This window comes from Asanoa sp. NPDC049573 (assembly GCF_040676615.1).
In the GTDB taxonomy this organism is placed as follows: domain Bacteria; phylum Actinomycetota; class Actinomycetes; order Mycobacteriales; family Micromonosporaceae; genus Asanoa.
The window spans coordinates 268184-286088 of the sequence record NZ_JBFAPI010000003.1; the positions used below are offsets into that span (position 1 = coordinate 268184).

Annotated in this window: 17 protein-coding genes; 10 read left to right on the forward strand and 7 right to left on the reverse strand. The window is 71.7% G+C overall.

The features are described from left to right. Window positions 1–44 precede the first annotated feature (44 nt). Window positions 45–1178 carry a glycosyltransferase gene (locus AB0J74_RS08250; protein WP_363445947.1) on the forward strand — a complete coding sequence of 378 codons (1134 nt, stop codon included), beginning with the start codon at window positions 45–47 and terminating at the stop codon, window positions 1176–1178. Beyond that, window positions 1175–1912, forward strand: coding sequence for a methyltransferase domain-containing protein (locus AB0J74_RS08255; RefSeq protein ID WP_363445949.1), 738 nt, complete (start codon window positions 1175–1177; stop codon window positions 1910–1912). Before AB0J74_RS08250 ends, AB0J74_RS08255 begins: the two co-directional genes overlap by 4 nt. A 152-nt stretch (window positions 1913–2064) precedes the next feature. On the opposite strand, the gene AB0J74_RS08260 is transcribed toward AB0J74_RS08255, so the two are convergent. Together AB0J74_RS08260 and AB0J74_RS08265 are read right to left on the reverse strand one after the other, a co-directional pair. Beyond that, entirely contained in the window at window positions 2065–3561 is a 1497-nt protein-coding gene (locus AB0J74_RS08260) for a hypothetical protein (protein ID WP_363445951.1), read from the reverse strand. 10 nt (window positions 3562–3571) lie between these two features. Continuing rightward, window positions 3572–4525 carry a glycosyltransferase family 2 protein gene (locus AB0J74_RS08265; RefSeq protein ID WP_363445952.1) on the reverse strand — a complete coding sequence of 318 codons (954 nt, stop codon included), beginning with the start codon at window positions 4523–4525 and terminating at the stop codon, window positions 3572–3574. Between the two features lie 192 nt (window positions 4526–4717). Here AB0J74_RS08265 and AB0J74_RS08270 point away from each other — a divergent pair, with 192 nt between their 5' ends. Together AB0J74_RS08270 and thiD are read left to right on the forward strand one after the other, a co-directional pair. After that, window positions 4718–5662: an aldo/keto reductase gene (locus AB0J74_RS08270; protein WP_363446592.1), complete on the forward strand. Its 945-nt coding sequence runs from the start codon at window positions 4718–4720 to the stop codon at window positions 5660–5662. Window positions 5663–5749: 87 nt separating this feature from the next. Further along, the gene (thiD, locus tag AB0J74_RS08275) at window positions 5750–6556 is read left to right on the forward strand and encodes a bifunctional hydroxymethylpyrimidine kinase/phosphomethylpyrimidine kinase (RefSeq protein WP_363445954.1); all 807 of its coding nucleotides are present in this window, start codon (window positions 5750–5752) and stop codon (window positions 6554–6556) included. A gap of 83 nt (window positions 6557–6639) precedes the next feature. On the opposite strand, the gene AB0J74_RS08280 is transcribed toward thiD, so the two are convergent. The 3 genes from AB0J74_RS08280 to AB0J74_RS08290 form a co-directional block, all read right to left on the reverse strand. Further along, window positions 6640–9927 (reverse strand): hypothetical protein, encoded by a 3288-nt coding sequence (locus AB0J74_RS08280; protein WP_363445956.1) that lies wholly within the window; start codon window positions 9925–9927, stop codon window positions 6640–6642. 70 nt (window positions 9928–9997) lie between these two features. After that, window positions 9998–10291: a hypothetical protein gene (locus AB0J74_RS08285; protein ID WP_363445958.1), complete on the reverse strand. Its 294-nt coding sequence runs from the start codon at window positions 10289–10291 to the stop codon at window positions 9998–10000. Further along, window positions 10281–10538 (reverse strand): DUF6364 family protein, encoded by a 258-nt coding sequence (locus tag AB0J74_RS08290; protein WP_363445960.1) that lies wholly within the window; start codon window positions 10536–10538, stop codon window positions 10281–10283. The genes AB0J74_RS08285 and AB0J74_RS08290 overlap by 11 nt, the downstream gene beginning before the upstream one ends. A 120-nt stretch (window positions 10539–10658) precedes the next feature. On the opposite strand from AB0J74_RS08290, the gene AB0J74_RS08295 reads away from it, so the two are divergent. The 4 genes from AB0J74_RS08295 (at window position 10659) to glmM (ending at window position 14230) form a co-directional block, all read left to right on the forward strand. Beyond that, a complete protein-coding gene (locus AB0J74_RS08295) occupies window positions 10659–11720 on the forward strand; it encodes a uroporphyrinogen-III synthase (RefSeq protein WP_363445962.1) in 1062 nt (353 codons plus the stop codon). Window positions 11721–11847: 127 nt separating this feature from the next. Then, window positions 11848–12291 carry a 50S ribosomal protein L13 gene (gene rplM, locus AB0J74_RS08300; RefSeq protein ID WP_363445964.1) on the forward strand — a complete coding sequence of 148 codons (444 nt, stop codon included), beginning with the start codon at window positions 11848–11850 and terminating at the stop codon, window positions 12289–12291. Between the two features lie 23 nt (window positions 12292–12314). Next, on the forward strand, window positions 12315–12788 hold the full coding sequence (gene rpsI / locus AB0J74_RS08305; RefSeq protein WP_363445966.1) for a 30S ribosomal protein S9: 474 nt from the start codon (window positions 12315–12317) through the stop codon (window positions 12786–12788). A gap of 92 nt (window positions 12789–12880) precedes the next feature. Further along, window positions 12881–14230: a phosphoglucosamine mutase gene (gene glmM, locus AB0J74_RS08310; protein ID WP_363445968.1), complete on the forward strand. Its 1350-nt coding sequence runs from the start codon at window positions 12881–12883 to the stop codon at window positions 14228–14230. Here the strand turns inward: glmM and AB0J74_RS08315 are convergent. Together AB0J74_RS08315 and AB0J74_RS08320 are read right to left on the reverse strand one after the other, a co-directional pair. Continuing rightward, the gene (locus tag AB0J74_RS08315; RefSeq protein ID WP_363445970.1) at window positions 14227–15396 is read right to left on the reverse strand and encodes a pyridoxal phosphate-dependent aminotransferase; all 1170 of its coding nucleotides are present in this window, start codon (window positions 15394–15396) and stop codon (window positions 14227–14229) included. The two genes, glmM and AB0J74_RS08315, sit on opposite strands and share 4 nt — an antisense overlap. Beyond that, window positions 15393–16148 (reverse strand): TetR/AcrR family transcriptional regulator, encoded by a 756-nt coding sequence (locus AB0J74_RS08320; RefSeq protein ID WP_363445972.1) that lies wholly within the window; start codon window positions 16146–16148, stop codon window positions 15393–15395. The genes AB0J74_RS08315 and AB0J74_RS08320 overlap by 4 nt, the downstream gene beginning before the upstream one ends. A gap of 70 nt (window positions 16149–16218) precedes the next feature. On the opposite strand from AB0J74_RS08320, the gene AB0J74_RS08325 reads away from it, so the two are divergent. Together AB0J74_RS08325 and AB0J74_RS08330 are read left to right on the forward strand one after the other, a co-directional pair. After that, window positions 16219–17142 (forward strand): ATP-binding cassette domain-containing protein, encoded by a 924-nt coding sequence (locus tag AB0J74_RS08325; RefSeq protein ID WP_363445974.1) that lies wholly within the window; start codon window positions 16219–16221, stop codon window positions 17140–17142. Further along, a complete protein-coding gene (locus tag AB0J74_RS08330) occupies window positions 17139–17903 on the forward strand; it encodes an ABC transporter permease (RefSeq protein WP_363445976.1) in 765 nt (254 codons plus the stop codon). The genes AB0J74_RS08325 and AB0J74_RS08330 overlap by 4 nt, the downstream gene beginning before the upstream one ends. Window positions 17904–17905: the final 2 nt, after the last annotated feature.

Consider the following 17905-nt stretch of genomic DNA (forward strand, 5'->3'; position numbering starts at 1 on the left):
TGCCCTGATCGTCCGGTTCGGCGCGGGTCCGTTACGCTACCGCGGTGCGTTGGCTCGCTTTCGGAACCTATGACGTGCACCGGCACCCCCGGGTGGGCGTCCTGATCGAGGGCCTCCGGGCCGCCGGTGACGAAGTGGTCGAGGTCAACGTCCCGCTCGAGCTCGACACCGCGGGACGCGTCGCGATGCTGCGCCAACCATGGCGGCTGCCCAAGCTGGCCTGGCTGCTGGCGCGCTGCTGGACCCTGCTCGCGGTGCGCGCCCGCCGGGCCGGCCCCGCCGACGCCGTCCTGGTCGGCTATCTCGGGCATTTCGACGTGCGCCTGGCCCGGCTGCTGTTCCGCCGCCGTCGCACGCCGATCGTGCTCGACCACCTGGTCTCCGCGGCCGGCACGGCCCGTGACCGCGCGCTGACCGGCGGGGGCGGGCTCAAGTCGAAGCTGATGCGCTGGATCGACCGGGGCGCGCTGCGCTCGGCCGACGTGGTCGTCGTCGACACCGATGAGCACCTGGCCGCGTTGCCGGCCGACGCCGCGCCCCGCGGTGTGGTGGCGTTGGTCGGCGCGGGCGAGCAGTGGTTCGCGGCCGGTGCCGCGCGGCCGGTGTCGTCCGCCGACCCGCTCAAGGTCATCTTCGTCGGTTTGTTCACGCCCCTGCACGGCACCGAATATCTGGGTGCCGCGCTGGCCGAGTTGGCCGGCGACGACCGGATCGACGTGACGATGGTCGGCAAGGGTCAGGATTACGCGGCCTGCCGCGCGGCCGCCGCCGCGAACTCGCGGGTCACCTGGGTCGACTGGGTGACGGCGGCCGAGTTGCCGTCGCTCGTGGCCGCCCACGACGTATCACTCGGCATCTTCGGCACGACCGAGAAGGCCCAGAACGTGGTGCCGACCAAGGTTTTCCAGGGCGCCGCGGCCGCGTGCGCGATCGTCACCTCTGACACCGCGCCGCAGCGCCGTACGCTCGGCGACGACGCGCTGTTCGTACCCCCGGGTGATGCTTCGGCGCTGGCCGCGACGCTGCGCGCACTGGCCGACGACCCGGCGCTGCTCGCGAGCTATCAGCGCAAGGCCGAGGCGCGCGCCGCCGCCCGGTTCGCCGCCGCCACCGTTGTCGAGCCGATCCGCGCGAAGGTCCTTTCCCCCCAACCCCCCGCCATGCAGGAGACCCGATGACAACGCCGCAGACCCCGCCCCTGGCCCCCCGGGCCGCGCTGCGCTGGAACGTCGTGAGCCGGGTGGTCGCCGGCCTGCGCCCGACAACCATCCTGGAGCTGGGCTGCGGGCAGGGCGCGATGGGCACCCGGTTGGCACGGATGGGCACCTACCTGGCGGCGGAGCCCGACGACAAGAGCTTCGAGACCGCGCACGCCCGGATCACCCCGCTGGGCGGCACGGTCATCCACGGCGACCACAACAAGGTGCCGGAGGGCACGACGTACGACGTGGTCTGCGCGTTCGAGGTGCTGGAGCACATCGCCGACGACGCGGCCGCGCTGGCGGGCTGGCTGCCCCTGGTCAAGCCCGGCGGCCACCTGGTGCTGTCGGTCCCGTCAGAGCCGGACCGGTTCGGCCCGTGGGACGAACTGGTCGGCCACTACCGCCGCTACGACGCGCCCGGGCTGACCGCGCGCCTGACCGAGGCCGGCGCCGTCGACGTCAAGATGATCCACTACGGCTGGCCGCTGGGCTATCTGCTCGACTCGGTCCGCGACCGGCTGGCCGGCGGCAAGACCGCCGAGGGCGAGACGGCCGAGGAGCGCACCTCGGGCTCCGGCCGCATCCTGCAGCCGAGCGGCGCGGCGGCCGGAGCCATGATCAAGCTTGCGGTCGCGCCGTGGATCGGGCTGCAGCGCCTGCGCACCGGCAAGGGCCCCGGCCTGGTCGCGGTCGCCCAACGCCCGGCCTGACCGCTCCCGCCGCGGTTTGGGCTGGGCCCACCGCGGGCCTGGCAGCGAAGCGGTCTCTGGCGGGAGCGACGGTCGCGCCCACGGCGGACCCGAGTCAAAAGAAAGCCGCCGCCTCGATGTCGATCGAGGCGGCGGCTTCTTCGTGTCACGAATCAGGGCGTGATTTCCGCAGCCTTGAGGTCTGAGATGCGCAGCAGGGCGTAATGGCCCTGCTTGGCCGCCGCGCGGTCGCCGATGGTCTTCGGGAGCCACGTGGGGACCTTGCGGAGGTCCATCAGGACCAGGTCGTCGGGGTTGGCCTGGTTGCTGGCCAGCACCTCGGGCGTGACGGCCTTCGGTGCCATGTCCCAGTAGTAGGCGAACCAGCGCGGGGTGGACAGGCCGCCGCCGGCTACCCAGGCGACCGTCTGGTCGGGTGCCGGATCGTGTTGGGAGACCAGCGTGCCCGCGTCGGTGGGAGTTTCGACGTAGCTGCGGTCGGTCTTGCCCGTCACGATGAAGGCCAGCCAGGCGGTCAGGACCAGGCCGGCCGCGGTGGCGCCGACCAGCGTGAGCTTGCCCGGTAGGAACGCGATCACGCGGTCGATCAGCACGCCCATGCCGACCAGGCCCAGGATCATGACCGGGTAGTCCCAGTAGTCGTGGATGTAGGCGCCGTTATTGAGGCCTACCGTCCAGAAGATGTTGAACAGCAGCGCGAACGCCATGTAGAGGCGGGTGCGTTTGTCCCACAGCCCGGCCAGGGTGCCCAGGGCCAGCAGGACCAGGTACCAGATCGGGAGCAGCGCATCGAGGTTGCGGCCCTGGCGGCGCAGAAACTGCTCGGCCGTGAAGGTGCCGCCCTGGGTGCGGAACTCGGCCTGGTGCGTCAGGTCGGCGATGCCGCTGACGCCGACGATGAAGGTCAGGCTGATCAGCAGGCCGACGACCATCGCGCCGCCGACCCAGAGGACCACGCGGTCGATCTTGCGGCGGCCGAGCAGGAGCCACAGGCCCATCGCGCCGGCGAAGCCGATGCCGGGCCAGGAGACCATGGTCGCCAGCAGGGCCGCGATGCAGGCGATGACCAGCAGCCAGCGGGGTGGCTGGTAGTCCTTGCGGCGCAGCACGACCACGACCGCGGAGATCAGCAGGATCGGGCCCAGGTCGAACATGATCGGGCTGTAGACCCAGAAGAACGTCGTCGACGCCATCAGGCCGACGGCGAGCAGCGTGGCCGTCCAGCGCAGGCCGAAGCCGCGCAGCAGGGCGGCGCCGGCCGGGACGACGAGCAGCGCGAGCAGGTAGGGCGCGAGCCACACCTCGATCGGCTGGTCGCCGGGGAACGAACCGAACAGCGCCGTCAGGATGTTGAGCAGCGGCGGGTGGTGCGCGTAGGCGGCATTGCTGTAGGGCTCCCAGTCGGCGCTGAAGTCGGAGCCGACGATGCCCTTCTCGTGCAGGTTGGCCAGATGCAGCGCGTAGCGGCTGATGATCCGGCCCATGTGGTTGTCGCCGAACGGCAGGTTGAGCCGGGGGATGAAGGAGACGGCGAGCACGACGGTGATCGCGCCGACGCCGGCCCAGCCCCAGCGGTCTTCCTTGGAAGTCGTGGGGCGGGGCGGCTCTTCCGCGGTCTGCGCAGGCTGTGCGACGTCGGTGGCGGTCATGGCGTGGCGGCTATTCCGCGCGGGACCGCACGATGAGGTCGGCCAGCAATGCGACGGCCCCGATTATCAGCCCGGCCATCAAAATCATGACGGTGTTGTTGGCGACCCGGACCGGGTGGGCGATCACGTCGTAGATGATCTTCGCCAGGCCGATGCCGATCAGCCACAGCGCCGGGGGCATCAGCACCTTGAGCGGGTTGAAGTACATGACCATGCGGACGACCTGGAGGATGTAGCGGTAGGCGTCGCGGACGAAGTGGAACTTCGACGAGCCGGCGCGCTTCGCGTAGTCGATGGACACGTAACGCACGTCGTGCTGGTTGTGCAGGAACGCCATCGTGATGGTCGTCACGCAGGAGAACCCGGGCGGGAGCAGCCGCAGGTAGGGCAGTGACACCTCGCGGCGGAACGCCCGCAGGCCCGAGTTGAGGTCGGGGATCTTCTGGCCGGCGAGCCGCTCGGCGATCTTGCGGATGACCCACTTGGCCGGCACCCGGAGCATCTTGTGCGTGCCCTGCTCGCTGGTGCGCGCACCGACCACCTGGTCGATGTTCTGGTCTTTCTCCAGCAGCTGCACCAGCTCGGGGATGCGCTCGTTGGGGTAGGTCATGTCGGCGTCGGTCCAGACGACGATCTCGCCGCGGGCCTCGCGGGTGCCGATCCGCCGGGCCGTGCCGGAGCCGCCGTTGCGGTGGAAGGGCATCACGCGCAGATTGGGGAAGCGCAGTTCGGCGTCGCGGAGGACGGCGAGGGTGTTGTCGGTCGAGCAGTCGTCGATGGCCAGCAGCTCGTAGCTGTAGCCGCTGCGATCCATCGCGGCGGAAATCCGCTCGATCTCGAGCAGCACGTGATCCTGCTCGTTGTAGCACGGCAGCACGACCGTCACGTCCAGCCGCTCCGGCGCCGTGACGTCAGCTGGCTCCGTCGCGGCGGACCGCTGCTGGAACCTGTTGGTTGCCGTCATTCCGGTCCACGCTCCCATCGGGGGGCGACCGAAATAGGTGGCCGCCACAAGGTGTCAGACTCTAGCAATGCCCGCGCAAAGGATAGTGCCACGTGTTAAGGCGTGGGCTATCGGCCGACACCGTCGCCCGCGGTGCGGAAACGGGCGCACGGTGTGACAACCCCTTCTTTTCTGGAGTACGGCGTGAGTGCGATGACCTATCGCCGGCTCGGCAATTCGGGACTGGTCGTGTCCGTTGCCGGAGTCGGCTGCAACACCTTCGGCCGCGATATCGACGCGGACGGCGCGCATGATGTGGTCGATGCCGCGCTCGAAGTCGGGATCAATTTCTTCGACACCTCGGACACCTATGGCGGCCCCCGCCACGAGGCGTCGGAGCGGTTTCTCGGCGCCGCGCTCAGGGGCCGCCGCGACGACGTCGTGGTGGCCACCAAGTTCGGCATGTCGATGTCGGGCATCAACGGCCCCGATCTGGGCGCCCGCGGCGCGCGTCGGTACGTGATGCGGGCCGTGGAAGGTTCGCTGCGCCGGCTGGAGACGGACTACATCGACCTCTACCAGATGCACGAGCCGGACCGGTCGACGCCGATCGAGGAGACGCTCTCGGCGCTCGACGATCTGGTGACCGCGGGGAAGGTGCGCTACATCGGTTGCTCCAACTTCGCCGCGTGGGAGGTCGCCGACGCGGCCTGGATCTCGAAGACCCGCGGCTGGGCGCCGTTCATCAGCGCGCAGAACCACTACAGCCTGCTGCACCGCGAGGTGGCGGCCGAGCTCGTGCCGGCCTGCGAGAAGTTCGGGCTGGGCGTGCTGCCGTTCTTCCCGCTGGAGAGCGGGCTGCTGACCGGGAAGTACCGGCGCGGCCAGGCGGCGCCAGCCGGGACCCGGCTGACCAAGGAGCGGTTCGCGCGGCGGTTGGCGGATGCGCCGTGGGATCGCATCGAGGCCTACCAGCAGTACGCGGACGAACGCGATCTGTCTCTGCTCGACGTCGCCATGGGCGGCCTCGCGGCGGAGCCGGCCGTGGCCTCGGTGATCGCCGGCGCGACCACGCCCGGCCAGATCCGCGCCAACGCGGCGGCCGCCGCCTGGCAGCCCTCGGCCGAGGATCTCGCGGCGCTGCGCGCCCTGGGGTGACCCCACTGTCGATCGTTAGTGCGATTTAGTCCGTCGCCCGTCCCGCCTCCCGTGCTACCCGTGTAGGACGAGAGGCGGGAGGAACCCATGACACCACTCGCGGTGCTGGCGGTCGGCGGCTCGGACTCCAGCGCGGGATCCGGGCTACAGGCAGACCTGAAGGTGTTCGCGGCGATGCGGCTCTACGGCGCGTTCGTGGCGACAGCGGTGACGGCACAGAACACCCGAGGCGTCCAGGACGTCTTCGAACTACCCGGCAACGTGGTCTCGGCACAGCTCTCGGCCGTGCTAGAAGACATGCCGATCGCGGCCGTGAAGGTCGGCATGCTGGCGACCGCCGAAGCGGCCGCGGCCGTGACCGCGAAGGCCCGGGCCGGTGCCTTGCCCAAGCTGGTGGTCGACCCGGTGCTCGAGTCGGCGTCCGGCCGCCGGCGGGGCGTGATCAGCGCGCTGGAGCGGCTGCTCCCGTACGCGGTCGTGGCGACGCCCAACCGCGAGGAAGCGTCGGCGCTGGTCGGCTGGCAGGTCTCGACCCCGGCCGACATGGCCGGCGCGGCGGCGCAGATCGCGTCCAACGGGCCGACATATGTCGTCGTGACCGGCGGCGACATGGTGGCCGGTGACGAGGCGGTCGACGCGGTCTGGACCGATGCCGGCGCCCGGTTCCTGCGCTATCCGCGGGTGCAGACCCGCAACAGCCGGGGCACCGGTTGCACCTTTTCGGCCGCGATCGCCGCCCGCCTGGCCCTTGGCGACGACGTGCTCGAAGCGCTGGTCGTGGCGAAGGAATACGTCGCCCGCGGCCTCGTCGGCGCCCGCGACTGGAAGCTGGGCAACGGCAGCGGTCCGCTCAACCACTTCGGCTGGCCCAGCTTCGCGGCCTTCTCCGCGTAGCGGTGTCGGTCTCGACGACCTTCTCGATGGCCTTCTCGCCCGGGACGGTCGAGCCCACGGGGTCGACCGCCCGGTGGGACGGGTCAGTCGTCCTTCCGCTGTGTCGTCGACCGCAACGACCGGCGCGGCGTCTCGTCGCGCCGGCGTTCGTTGACCGGCTCCGGGGCGCTGAGGCCGGTGACCCAGTCGACGTATTCCTCGTCGCGCTCGCGGAGCGGCTTGTCGCCCTTGCCGCGCTTGCCACGGGGCTGCTCGGGCGCGTCGTCGGCGGGCTGGTCGGCGGTCTCGGAGGTGTTGTTGCGGTTGCGGCGGAAGAGCCCCCGCGACGGGGTCGTCGGGCTCTCCCCGTCCTTGTCCTCGTCTTTCGCTTCCTTGGTCGGTGGCTCGTCGATGTCCCAGCTGCCGTCGTCGTTGCCGGCGCCGAGGTCGACGCTGCGGAGGTGGCGCTGGGCGCGGCCGGCCTTGCGGCCCGTGTTCCGGTCGGCTGGCCGGTCTGTGTCGGCTGGCCGGTCTGTTTCGGCTGGCCGGGAGCCGCCGGCGGCCGGGTCCTGACCGGCGCTCGCGGCCGGGTCCCACGACCCGCGGCCCGCGCCGGCCGCACCTGGCTCGTCGGCACCGGCCGAGTCCCACGAGCCGCGGTGCCGGCGGGCGGCGCTGTCTGACTGGTCTTGCCGGTTGGCGGCCGCGGGGTCCCACGAACCTGGGCCGCGGCTCGTGCCGCGGCCACTGGTGCCGGGGTCGGCCGCGGTGGCGTCGTCGGAGTCCCAGGAGTTGCGTCGCCGGTTGGCCGGGCCCAGGTCCCGGCCCGCGGACTCGCCGCCGTGGCGGCCGGAGCCGCTAGTTCCGAGGTCTCGCGCCGCCGGGTCGCTGTCGCCGGGGCTGCGGCCGAGGTCTGGGATGCCGCTGGCCGGATCGCGGTCCGGGCGGTTGTCGGCCGTCGCGTCGTCGCCGCCGCCGAAGCGGCCGGTGACCAGGCCCCCGAAGCCGAAGCCGCTGGGGCCGGTCGGGGTCGGGTCGCCGGTTGTCGGCTGGTCGGAGCCGGCGCCGCCGGCCGGCGGCACCTCGACCCAGCCGGTCTCGGCCGGCTCGGCGGCCGGTGCCGGCTCGGACTTGTTCTTCCGGCGGAAGAGGCCGCGGCGCTTCTGCTCCGGTGCCTTGGCCGGCGCGGCCTCGGCGGCCGGGGCGGTGGCGGGCGCGCTCGGGCCGGCGGCGGGCGGGGCGGTGTCGGGCGTGCTCGACCCGGTGGCCGGCTCGCCCGGTGTCACCGGTGGCGGCGGCGACCACGCCGGCGGTGCCAACCGCCAGTCGGGCATCTCGCCGCTGGCCTGACCGGCCGGGTCGGTGCGGCCCGCCCAACCCGCGCCTGCGGCCTGGCCCGGCCGCTCGGGTAGGTCGATCGCGCCGGTTCCCTCGCCGTGGCCGGGCCGGCGCGGGCTCGCGCTCGGCGCCGGCGACTGCGGCCGGATCGAGGTCGGCCGCTGATGCAGGTCGGCGTCGTCGCGCCGCTCGGACCCGGTCGCCGGCGTGGCCGGCACCACGGGCACGGACGGGGTCGCGAACGTCGAGGGTCGGTCGGTGCGCCAGTCGCCCGGCCCGGCGGTGCTCTGCCGGTCGAAGGGCCGGACCGGCGTCGGCTCGGGACCCGGCGGCGGTGAGACCACCTCGGGCTGGCGCGGCGGCGCTACCGGAGTCGGTGGGTTGAACAGCGACGCGCCCGCCGGCGCCGGGCCGGACGGCGACCGCCGGCCGCCGGCCGGCGGCGCCGTCGACCGCTCCATGTCGCTCAGATCACGTGCGCGCCTGGCGGCGATCTCGCCGGACGACGCCGAACCACCCTCGGACCGGGCGCCAGAACCGCCGAGCGGCTCGCGTTTGCTCGCGAAACCCGTGAAGGTCGCGTCACCCTCGGCGCTGCCGACGGGATCGTCACCGGCGAAGCCGCTGAACGAGCCGCCGCTTTCGCGGGAGCCGCGCGAGTCGCGGTCGTCGCTGCTGGTCGATGCGCTGCGTCCGAAGCCGCTGAAGGGCGCGTCGCTTTCGCCGCCGCCGACCGGTTCGCGGCTGCTGTCCGAGCGTCCGAAGCCGCTGAAAGGCGCGTCGCTTTCGCGGCTGCCGCGGCCGAAGCGGCTGACCGATGTGTCGCCGTCGCGGCTGGCAAGGGGATCGGGGTCGTCGCGGCCGGAGCGGCCGCCGAAGCTGAAAGTGGCGTCGCTCTCCGGGCTGCCGAGGGGGTCGTGGCTGCTCTCGGAGATGCTGGTCGATCCGCCGCGGCCGAAGCCGGTGAAAGAGGTGTTGCCGGGTCGGTCGCGGTCGTCGGGGCCGACCCCGCCGCCGGTGGTGGAGAGGTCTGCGTCGGCCGATCCGCGCTGTTCGTGTCTCGGGTTGCCGAACAGGTCCTTCTCGGGCTCGGTGGGTTCGTGGGACGGGTCAGAGCCCGAGCCGCCGTAGCTGGGAAAGACCTCGGCCGTGTGGTCGCTGTGCCGCGGCCCGGGGCCGGGCGCCGGGGCGCTCGCGCCGGTTGCCCCGTTGGTGAGCTGCCGCGCCACCGAGGCCAGCACCGAGCCGAGCCCACCGGCCGCCACCGCGATCAGGGCGCCCCAGTAGGGCGCCGCCTGGTAGCGGTCGGCGTCGTTGCCGGGGCCGGCGATCAGATAGGCCAGGGCCAGCAGCGCCGGACCCACCACACCGGACACGGCCACCGGGATCATCGGCAGACCCCGCCAGCGGGCCAGGGCCCCGATCAAGGCGCCGACCGCCAGCGCGATCGCCGGCATCACGATCACGGCCAGCCGCTGCGCCAGACCCTCACCGAGCCACGTGGCGTCGAGCACGCCGAGGCGTACTTCCGGCAACGGATCGTCGGGGCCCAGCGACGGCGCCACCGAGAGGAGGGCGATCAGCCAGACCACCACGGTGACGGCGCCCAGGTTGAGACCGGCCACCCGTTGTGACAGGACCGCCACGGCCGCGAACACGCCGACCAGGGCGCCCAGCGCGGCCGACAGGCCGGCGATCGCCACCGGATTGCCGTCGCCGGTCGTGGCGGCCCGGGCCGGGAGCATCGCCAGTGGTGCTACCGCCAGCGCGCCGACACCGCCCGCGACCGCGACCGCGACCCGCGAAGCGATCGTGGCCGGCAGGCCGTCGCGGCCGGCCAGCCAGTTGCCCGCGAGAGCGCCGGCGACGGCGGCCAGCATCGCGAACCACGCCACCCACGCCAGGTGCGCCGTCCAATGGCCGGACAGCTGCTCGAAGTCACGGGCGAACCGCACCACACCCAGCCCGTAGGCGAAGCCGAGCTGGCCGGCACCGGCGAGCAGGCCGACGACGAGCGCCGCGAGCAACACCCTGCCCCAGGTCCGATAGGCCATGCGGGCACGGTACGGCCCTGCATCGCGGACCGCCACCCGCCAATCGGAGACTGTGGATAACTACTCAGTGTCAGAGGTTCTGCAGGATGCGCAGGGCCCGCGAGACCCGGAACATGGTGTCGCTGTCGGCGACTTCGACCAGCTCGCTGAACCACTTCTTCATCGGCGACGACAGCCGGTCGGGCATGACCACATAGGAGCCCATCGTCACCGCCAGCGGCGAGTCGCGGAGCAGATCGGACTCGACCACTTCGGCCACGATCAGGATCGGCACGTCGGTGCTGTTGTAGAGGTCTGAGCTGATCACCAGCCCGAGGCGTTCACGGGCGCCGTTGATGCGCCAGATCTCGCCCCTACGCTGCACGCCCGTCGCCTCCGAACAGGGCGTCGTCGACCATCGCCACCTCTCGCTCGTCGGCCAGGGCGGCAGCCTCGAGATCGGCACCGGCCCGGCCGACCGCGGCCGCGTGCGCCGTGAACAGCTCGCGGACCGCCTTCTCGCGGGCGGCCTGGTCCATCCACGCGGACAGGGACAGGCCCTCGCGCTTGGCGAACCGGCGGGCCTCTTCGATCGTCTCGTCGGAAAACGAGAGGGTCACCTTGGCGGTCATACCAAGGACCATACCAAAAGGCATTCCGAGAGTACGCCCAAGCGTACGGTGAGATGGTCTTAGCACTTTCGAAACAAACGGGACGCAGCGTGGAAACGGGACACCTGCACGCTTCCGGACATGCGCGGCGAGCTGACCGGTTTCACCGTCGGCGTCACGGCCGACCGGCCCCGCGACGCGCTCGCGACCCTGCTGGAGGAGCGCGGCGCCCGGGTCGTGCTCGCGCCCGCCCTGCGCATCGTGCCGCTGGCCGACGACACCGAACTACGCGCCGCGACCAGGGCGTGCCTCGACCGCCCGCCCGACATCGTGGTGGCCAACACCTCGATCGGCATGCGCGGCTGGCTGGAGGCCGCCGACGGCTGGGGCCTGGCCGAACCGCTGCGCGGCGTGCTGGCCCAGGCCTACCTGGTCACCCGCGACCCACGCGTCCGGGGCGGGCCCGAACCCGTCGACGAGAGCTACGCCGAGGTGATCGACCACCTGCGCCACCGGGGCGTACGCGGTCAGGTGGTGGCCATGCAGTTGCCCGGCGAACGCCAGCCGGAGTGGACCGCGGCGCTGGAGGCCGCCGGCGCCACCGTGATCGAGATCCCGGTCTACCGCTGGGCACCGCCGCTGGACCCGGCGCCCTTGCACCGGATGGTCGACCTGATCGCCGCCCGCCTGGTCGACGCCGTGACGTTCACCTCCGCCCCAGCGGTGCACGCCCTGCTCAGGGCCGCCGGCCCCGATATCGAGCCGCTCCTCGACGCGCTCCGCTCGGACGTGCTGGCCGCCTGCGTGGGGCCGGTCACGGCGGCCCCGCTGCGCCGCCACGGCGTGCCGGTGGTCGCGCCGCGCCGGGCCCGGGTGGGTGCCCTGGCCCGGACGATCATCAAGGAACTGCCGCCCCGGGCGGTCAGCGTGCGCGCGGCCGGCCACGACCTGACCCTGCGCGGCCACGCCGCCGTGGTCGACGGCGTCCTCCGGCCGCTCGCGCCGGGGCCGATGGCGGTGCTCCGCGCGCTGGCCGCCGAGCCCGGCCGGGTCTTCCCCCGGGCCGCCCTGCTGCGCACCCTGCCCCGGGGTGCCGACGAGCACGCGGTCGAGATGGCGGTGGCCCGGCTGCGCGCCGGACTGGGCATCCCTAGAGTGGTGCAGACCGTGGTGAAACGCGGCTACCGCCTCGCGGTAGACTGACGTCGCGCTAGAGCACAACCTCGTTTTGACCCTGCCTGCTCGCAGCAGGTATCGTTGTCTGCTGTTGTGCGCGACGCGAACATTTCTGGCGTGCGACCCCAGACCGACGACGAGACAAGGTAAACCTGTGCGTACGTACAGCCCGAAGCCGGGTGAGATCGAGCGTCAGTGGCTCATCATCGACGCGTCTGACGTCGTGCTGGGCCGGTTGGCCACCCACGCGGCCACGCTGCTGCGCGGCAAGCACAAGCCGACTTTCGCCCCCCACGTCGACACCGGCGACTTCGTTGTGATCATCAACGCCGGCAAGGTGGCGCTGACCGGCAACAAGCGGCAGACCAAGGTGGCCTACCGGCACTCCGGCTACCCGGGCGGGCTCAAGCAGGTCGCTTACGAGGAGCTGCTGGCCAAGCGCCCCGAGCACGCGGTCGAGCTCGCCGTCAAGGGCATGCTCCCGCACAACAAGCTCAGCCGTCAGATCATCAAGAAGCTGAAGGTCTACCCCGGCGCCGAGCACCCGCACGCGGCCCAGCAGCCGGTGCCTTTCGAGATCAAGCAGATCGCGCAGTGAGCGCGGACGAGGAAGCCACAGAGATGACCGACATCAGCGCGCCCACTCCGGTCGCCGTCGCCGAGGCCACCGCTCCGGCACCCGCGCCCGCTACCCGCGCACCGCGCGGCGACCGTCCCATCCAGACCGTCGGGCGGCGCAAGGAAGCCATCGTCCGGGTGCGCATCGTGCCGGGCACCGGCAAGATCACCTGCAACGGTCGCGAGCTCGAGGAATACTTCCCGAGCAAGGTCCACCAGCAGCTGATCCGCGAGCCGCTGGGCACCGTCGAGAAGGCCGAGGCCTTCGACGTCATCGCCAACCTGCGTGGCGGCGGCATCACGGGCCAGGCCGGCGCGCTGCGCCTGGGCATCGCCCGTGCGCTGATCACCAACGACGTCGACGACCGTCCGGCGCTCAAGAAGGCCGGCTTCCTCACCCGTGACGCCCGCGTCAAGGAGAGCAAGAAATACGGTCTCAAGAAGGCCCGTAAGGCTCCGCAGTACTCCAAGCGTTGATTCACTGACCATACGGCCGGGATTGCCATCGCCACGGGCGGTGGCAGCCCGGCCGTTGGCATTCCCGCGACCAATCCACTGCGGAGGTTCAGATGGGCCGTCTCTTCGGCACCGACGGGGTACGTGGCAAGGCGAACGCCGACCTCACCCCCGAGCTCGCGCTCGCCGTGGCGGTCGCGGCCGCCCGTACCCTCGCCGAAGTCGACCGGTCCCACCCGCCGCTGGCCGTCGTCGGCCGTGATCCCCGGGCCTCGGGCGAGATGCTCGAGGCGGCCACCGTCGCCGGCCTGACCAGCGCCGGTGCCAACGTGGTGCGGGTCGGCGTGCTGCCCACGCCGGCGGTCGCCTATCTGGTCGGCGAGACCAAGGCCGACTTCGGCGTGATGCTCTCCGCCTCGCACAACCCGATGCCCGACAACGGCATCAAGATCTTCGCGGCCGGCGGGCACAAGCTGCCCGACGACATCGAGCACCGGATCGAGGCGGCCATCGAGGCCGGCACCGCCGACTGGGTCCGGCCGACCGGCGCCGCCGTCGGCCGCGTGCACGACCTGCTCGACGGTGCGGACCACTACGTGCAACACCTGGTCGGCTCGGTCAGCCAGTCGCTCGCCGGGATCAAGGTGGTGATCGACTGCGCCAACGGCGCGGCCGCCGACATCGCCCCGGTCGTCTACCGCGAGGCGGGCGCCGAGGTGATCGCGATCCACGCCGAGCCCGACGGCCTCAACATAAACGACGGGTGCGGCTCGACCCACCTCGACGCCGTCCGGGCGGCCGTCGTCGAGCACGGCGCCGACCTGGGCATCGCGCTCGACGGCGACGCCGACCGCTGCCTCGCGGTCACCGCAGACGGCACCGAGGTCGACGGCGACCAGATCATGGCCATCCTCGCGCTCGCCATGCGCGAGGCCGGCACGCTGACCGGCGACACGTTCGTCACCACGGTGATGAGCAACCTCGGCCTGAAGCTGGCCATGAAGGCCGAGGGCGTCCAGCTGGTCGAGACCAAGGTCGGCGACCGCTACGTGCTCGACGAGCTGCGGGCCTCCGGGCTCGCGCTGGGCGGCGAGCAGAGCGGACACATCATCATGCCGGCGTACGCGACCACCGGTGACGGTGTGCTCGCCGGGTTGCACCTGCTGGCCCGGATCGCCGCCACCGGCAAGTCGCTCGCCGAGCTGGCCGCCGTGGTCACCAAGCTGCCGCAGGTGCTGATCAACGTGCCGGTCGGCGACCGCACCACCGCGGCCCAGCTGCCGGCCGTGCGTGAGGCGGCCGCCGCGGCGGAGGCCGAGCTGGGTGACACCGGCCGGGTGCTGCTCCGCCCGTCCGGCACCGAGCAGCTGGTGCGGGTCATGGTCGAGGCGTCGACCGCCGAGACCGCACACGAGGTGGCGGAGCGGCTCGCGGCGGTCGTGCGTACGGCATCACCGATCTAGTTCTTCCGAAGGCGGGCGACCGCTTCGTTGAGGACCGCCGGCCGCTTGCAGAACGCGAACCGCACCAGGCGGCGGCCGGCGTCTTCGTGGTCGTAGAACACCTGGGTCGGCACCGCCACCACGCCCGAGCGCTCGGGCAGCGAGCGGCAGAACTCGACACCGTCGGTGCCGCCGAGCGGGGTGATGTCGGCGGTGACGAAATAGGTGCCCTCCGGCACCAGCACCTCGAAGCCGGCGTCGCGCAGCCCCGCGACGAGCAGGTCGCGCTGTCCCTCCAGGCCGGCGCGGAAGCCGTCGAAATAGGCGTCGGGCAGGCCCAGCGCGATGGCGACCGCGGGCTGGAACGGCGAGCCGTTGACGAAGGTCAGGAACTGCTTGACCCGCAGCGCCGCCGAGACCAGCTCGCGCGGCCCGCTGGCCCAGCCGATCTTCCACCCGGTGCAGGAGAAGGTCTTGCCGGCCGACGAGATGCGCAGCGTGCGCTCGCGCATGCCGGGCAGCGCCGCCAGCGGCACGTGCGGTGTCGCGGCGTCGGTGAAGACCAGGTGCTCGTAGACCTCGTCGGTGACCGCGTAGACGTCGAACTCCTGGCAGAGTTCGGCCACCAGGGCCAGTTCGGCGCGAGTGAAGACCTTGCCGGTCGGGTTGTGCGGGGAGTTCAACAACACCATCCGGGTACGCGGCCCGAACGCGCCCCGCAACTCGTCGGGGTCGACCGCGTAACGCCCGTCGGCGCCCGGTCGCAGCGTCACCGGCCGGCGCACCGCACCGGCGAGCGCGATCGACGCCGCGTACGAGTCGTAGTAGGGCTCGAAGCAGACCACCTCGTCGCCGGGCTCGCAGAGCGCCAGAATCGCGGCGGCCACCGCCTCGGTCGCGCCAGCCGTGACCAGCACCTCGCCGTCGGGGTCGTAGTCGAGGCTCCAGAACCGTCGCTGGTGCGCGCTGATCGCGGCCCGCAGCGCTGGGATGCCCGGCCCCGGCGGGTATTGGTTCTGTCCGGAGTGGATCGCGTCGGCGGCGGCGTCGAGCATCTCCTGCGGACCGTCGGTGTCGGGGAAGCCCTGACCGAGGTTGACGGCGCCGGTCTTGACGGCGAGCGCCGACATCTCGGCGAAGATCGTGGTGCCGAAGGGGCGCATCCGCGCGACCAGCGGATCCGTCACTGTTCCTCCTCGAAGTTGGCCACCAGGCGCTCGATGCCGTCGAGAATCATGGTGAGGCCGAACTGGATCTCCATGTCGAACTCCTGCTCGCTCATCCCCCCGTTGGGGTCGTCGAAGAGTTCGTGGTCGACGATCTCGGCGAGCGCGGGGAAGCGGTCCTTGTCGACGACCTGGCGCAGCATGTCGCCGTAGCTGGGTGCACCCGTTCCCTGGCCGACCGCACCCTGGTTGATCTCCTGCGCCATGCGTACCTGCCCACGGATGAACGTCAGGAGCAGCAGGACCACACCCATCCGGATCTCGACCGGCAGGTTGGTCTTGCGGAAGCAGGCCAGCGCGCGGTCGAGCCAGGCGAGCTGGCCCGGCCCGATCGGCGGCGTCGGGCCGAGCGGCACGTTGAGCACCCAGGGCATCTGCCGGTAGAGCTCGACCAGCTCGATTGCCCAGCGCTCCAGGTTGGGTCGCCAGCCAACGGTCTCGTCCGGCTCCGGCGGCGGCCTCTTCTGCGCGCCCACGTCGATCATGAGTTGGAGCAGTTCGTCTTTGTTGCGGACGTAGCGGTAGAGCGACATCGCCGAGCGCCCGAGCTTCTCGGCGACCCGGTTCATCGAGACGGGTCCGAGCCCCTCGGCCGAGGCGATCTCGATGGCCGCGTCGACGATCTGCTCGATGCTGAGGTTGGGGCGCGGGCCGCGCTTGGCCGGCTCGCGGCGTCCCCACAGCACGTCGACGCCGGGTGGCAGGTCGGACATTGCTTCATCCTAGAACTGCGTATAGCCTAAACTGATTCGTGTAGGGCATAAACAGTTTAGGGGGCGGGGCGTGGACGCGATCCGCGTTTCAGGAATCGGGAAGTCCTACGGCGGCCAACAGGTGCTCAGCGGAATCGACCTGGCCGTGCCGGCCGGGACGGTTTTCGGGCTGCTGGGGCCCAACGGGGCGGGCAAGACGACGCTCGTGCGAATCCTCGCGACGCTGGTCCGGCCGGACGCGGGCCGGGCCGAGGTGGCCGGGCACGACGTGCGGGCCGAGGCGTTCGAGGTCCGTCAGAAGATCAGCCTCACCGGGCAGTTCGTGGCGGTCGACGAGTTGCAGACCGGACTGGAGAATCTGGTCCTGGTCGGGCGGTTGCGCCGGCTCGGCCGGGCCGGCGCCAAACGGCGGGCGGCCGAGTTGCTCGACCGCTTCGACCTCGCGGAGGCCGGCCGCAAGCTGGTGAAGACCTATTCCGGAGGCATGCGGCGCCGGCTCGACCTCGCGATGAGCCTGGTGACCGGGCCGCCGGTGATCTTCCTCGACGAGCCGACCACCGGCCTCGACCCGCGCAGCCGGCAGCAGATGTGGTCGTTCGTCCGGGACCTGGCCGGCGCGGGCAGCACCATCTTTCTGACCACGCAATACCTGGAGGAGGCCGATCAGCTGGCCGACCGGATCATGCTGATCGATCACGGCGAAACGGTCGCATACGGCACCGCGGCCGAACTCAAGGTGCGGATCGGCGAGGAGCGGGTCGAACTCGAGTTCGGCTCGGCGAGCGACCGGGTGCTGGCCGCGGCGGACCTGGGCGCGGCCGTCCTGTCCTCGGCCGACCGATCGGTGACGGTCGCGACGACCGGCAGCGCGGGCGAGGTCCGCGAGTTGCTCGACCGGATGGAGAAGCTCGGCGCGACGGTCGAGAAGGTCGCCATCCACCGACCCACGCTCGACGACGTGTTCTTCGCCCTGACCGGAGGTAACCCCCGATGACCAGCGCCTACTGGGCCGTCGACAACTCGCTCGCGCTGATCGGCCGTAGCCTTCGCATCTCCGCGCGCAACGTCGAGGCGTTGCTCCTGGCGGTCATGCTGCCGATCATGCTGATGTTGATCTTCGTCTACATCTTCGGCGGAGCGATCGACGCGGGCACGGAGTACGTCAACTACGTCGTACCCGGGATCATCATCGTGTGTGCCGGGTTCGGCGCGTCGACCACCGCCGTCAGCGTCACGCACGACATGGTCGGCGGCATCATCGACCGGATCCGGTCGATGCCGGTGGTCAGCTCGGCCGTCCTCACCGGGCACGTGGTCGCCAGTGTGGCCCGCAACCTGGTCGCGATGGCCCTGGTCGTCGGCGTCGGCCTGATGGTCGGCTGGCGTCCGGCGGCCGGTGTCGGCGGCTGGTTGGCCGCGACCGGGTTCCTGGCGCTGTGCATGCTGTCGATCTCGTGGCTGTCGGCCTGCCTGGGCCTGCTGGTGCGCAGCGTCGACGCCGCCGGCGGCGCGACCTTCGCGATCACCTTCCTGCCCTACGTGAGCAGCGCGTTCGTACCTGTCGACACCCTGCCCAGCTGGCTACGAGGCGTCGCCGAGCACCAACCGATCACGCCGATCGTGGAGACCACCCGGGGCCTGCTGATGGGTACGCCGATCGGTTCGAGCTGGTGGATCGCGTTGATCTGGTTCGGCGGGATCACCGTGGTGGCGTTCGGCTGGGCGGCGCTGCTGTTCCAGCGCCGCACCGCCTGACG

What these genes read in the sequence shown, in the direction of transcription:
- AB0J74_RS08270 (WP_363446592.1), top strand. Translation starts at nt 4,718, where the DNA reads ATGACCTATCGCCGGCTCGGCAATTCGGGACTGGTCGTGTCCGTTGCC.
- AB0J74_RS08260 (WP_363445951.1), bottom strand. Translation starts at nt 3,561, where the DNA reads ATGACCGCCACCGACGTCGCACAGCCTGCGCAGACCGCGGAAGAGCCG.
- glmM (WP_363445968.1), top strand. Translation starts at nt 12,881, where the DNA reads ATGGGCCGTCTCTTCGGCACCGACGGGGTACGTGGCAAGGCGAACGCC.
- AB0J74_RS08265 (WP_363445952.1), bottom strand. Translation starts at nt 4,525, where the DNA reads ATGACGGCAACCAACAGGTTCCAGCAGCGGTCCGCCGCGACGGAGCCA.
- AB0J74_RS08320 (WP_363445972.1), bottom strand. Translation starts at nt 16,148, where the DNA reads ATGTCCGACCTGCCACCCGGCGTCGACGTGCTGTGGGGACGCCGCGAG.
- AB0J74_RS08280 (WP_363445956.1), bottom strand. Translation starts at nt 9,927, where the DNA reads ATGGCCTATCGGACCTGGGGCAGGGTGTTGCTCGCGGCGCTCGTCGTC.
- AB0J74_RS08330 (WP_363445976.1), top strand. Translation starts at nt 17,139, where the DNA reads ATGACCAGCGCCTACTGGGCCGTCGACAACTCGCTCGCGCTGATCGGC.
- thiD (WP_363445954.1), top strand. Translation starts at nt 5,750, where the DNA reads ATGACACCACTCGCGGTGCTGGCGGTCGGCGGCTCGGACTCCAGCGCG.
- AB0J74_RS08290 (WP_363445960.1), bottom strand. Translation starts at nt 10,538, where the DNA reads ATGACCGCCAAGGTGACCCTCTCGTTTTCCGACGAGACGATCGAAGAG.
- AB0J74_RS08295 (WP_363445962.1), top strand. Translation starts at nt 10,659, where the DNA reads ATGCGCGGCGAGCTGACCGGTTTCACCGTCGGCGTCACGGCCGACCGG.
- rpsI (WP_363445966.1), top strand. Translation starts at nt 12,315, where the DNA reads ATGACCGACATCAGCGCGCCCACTCCGGTCGCCGTCGCCGAGGCCACC.
- AB0J74_RS08255 (WP_363445949.1), top strand. Translation starts at nt 1,175, where the DNA reads ATGACAACGCCGCAGACCCCGCCCCTGGCCCCCCGGGCCGCGCTGCGC.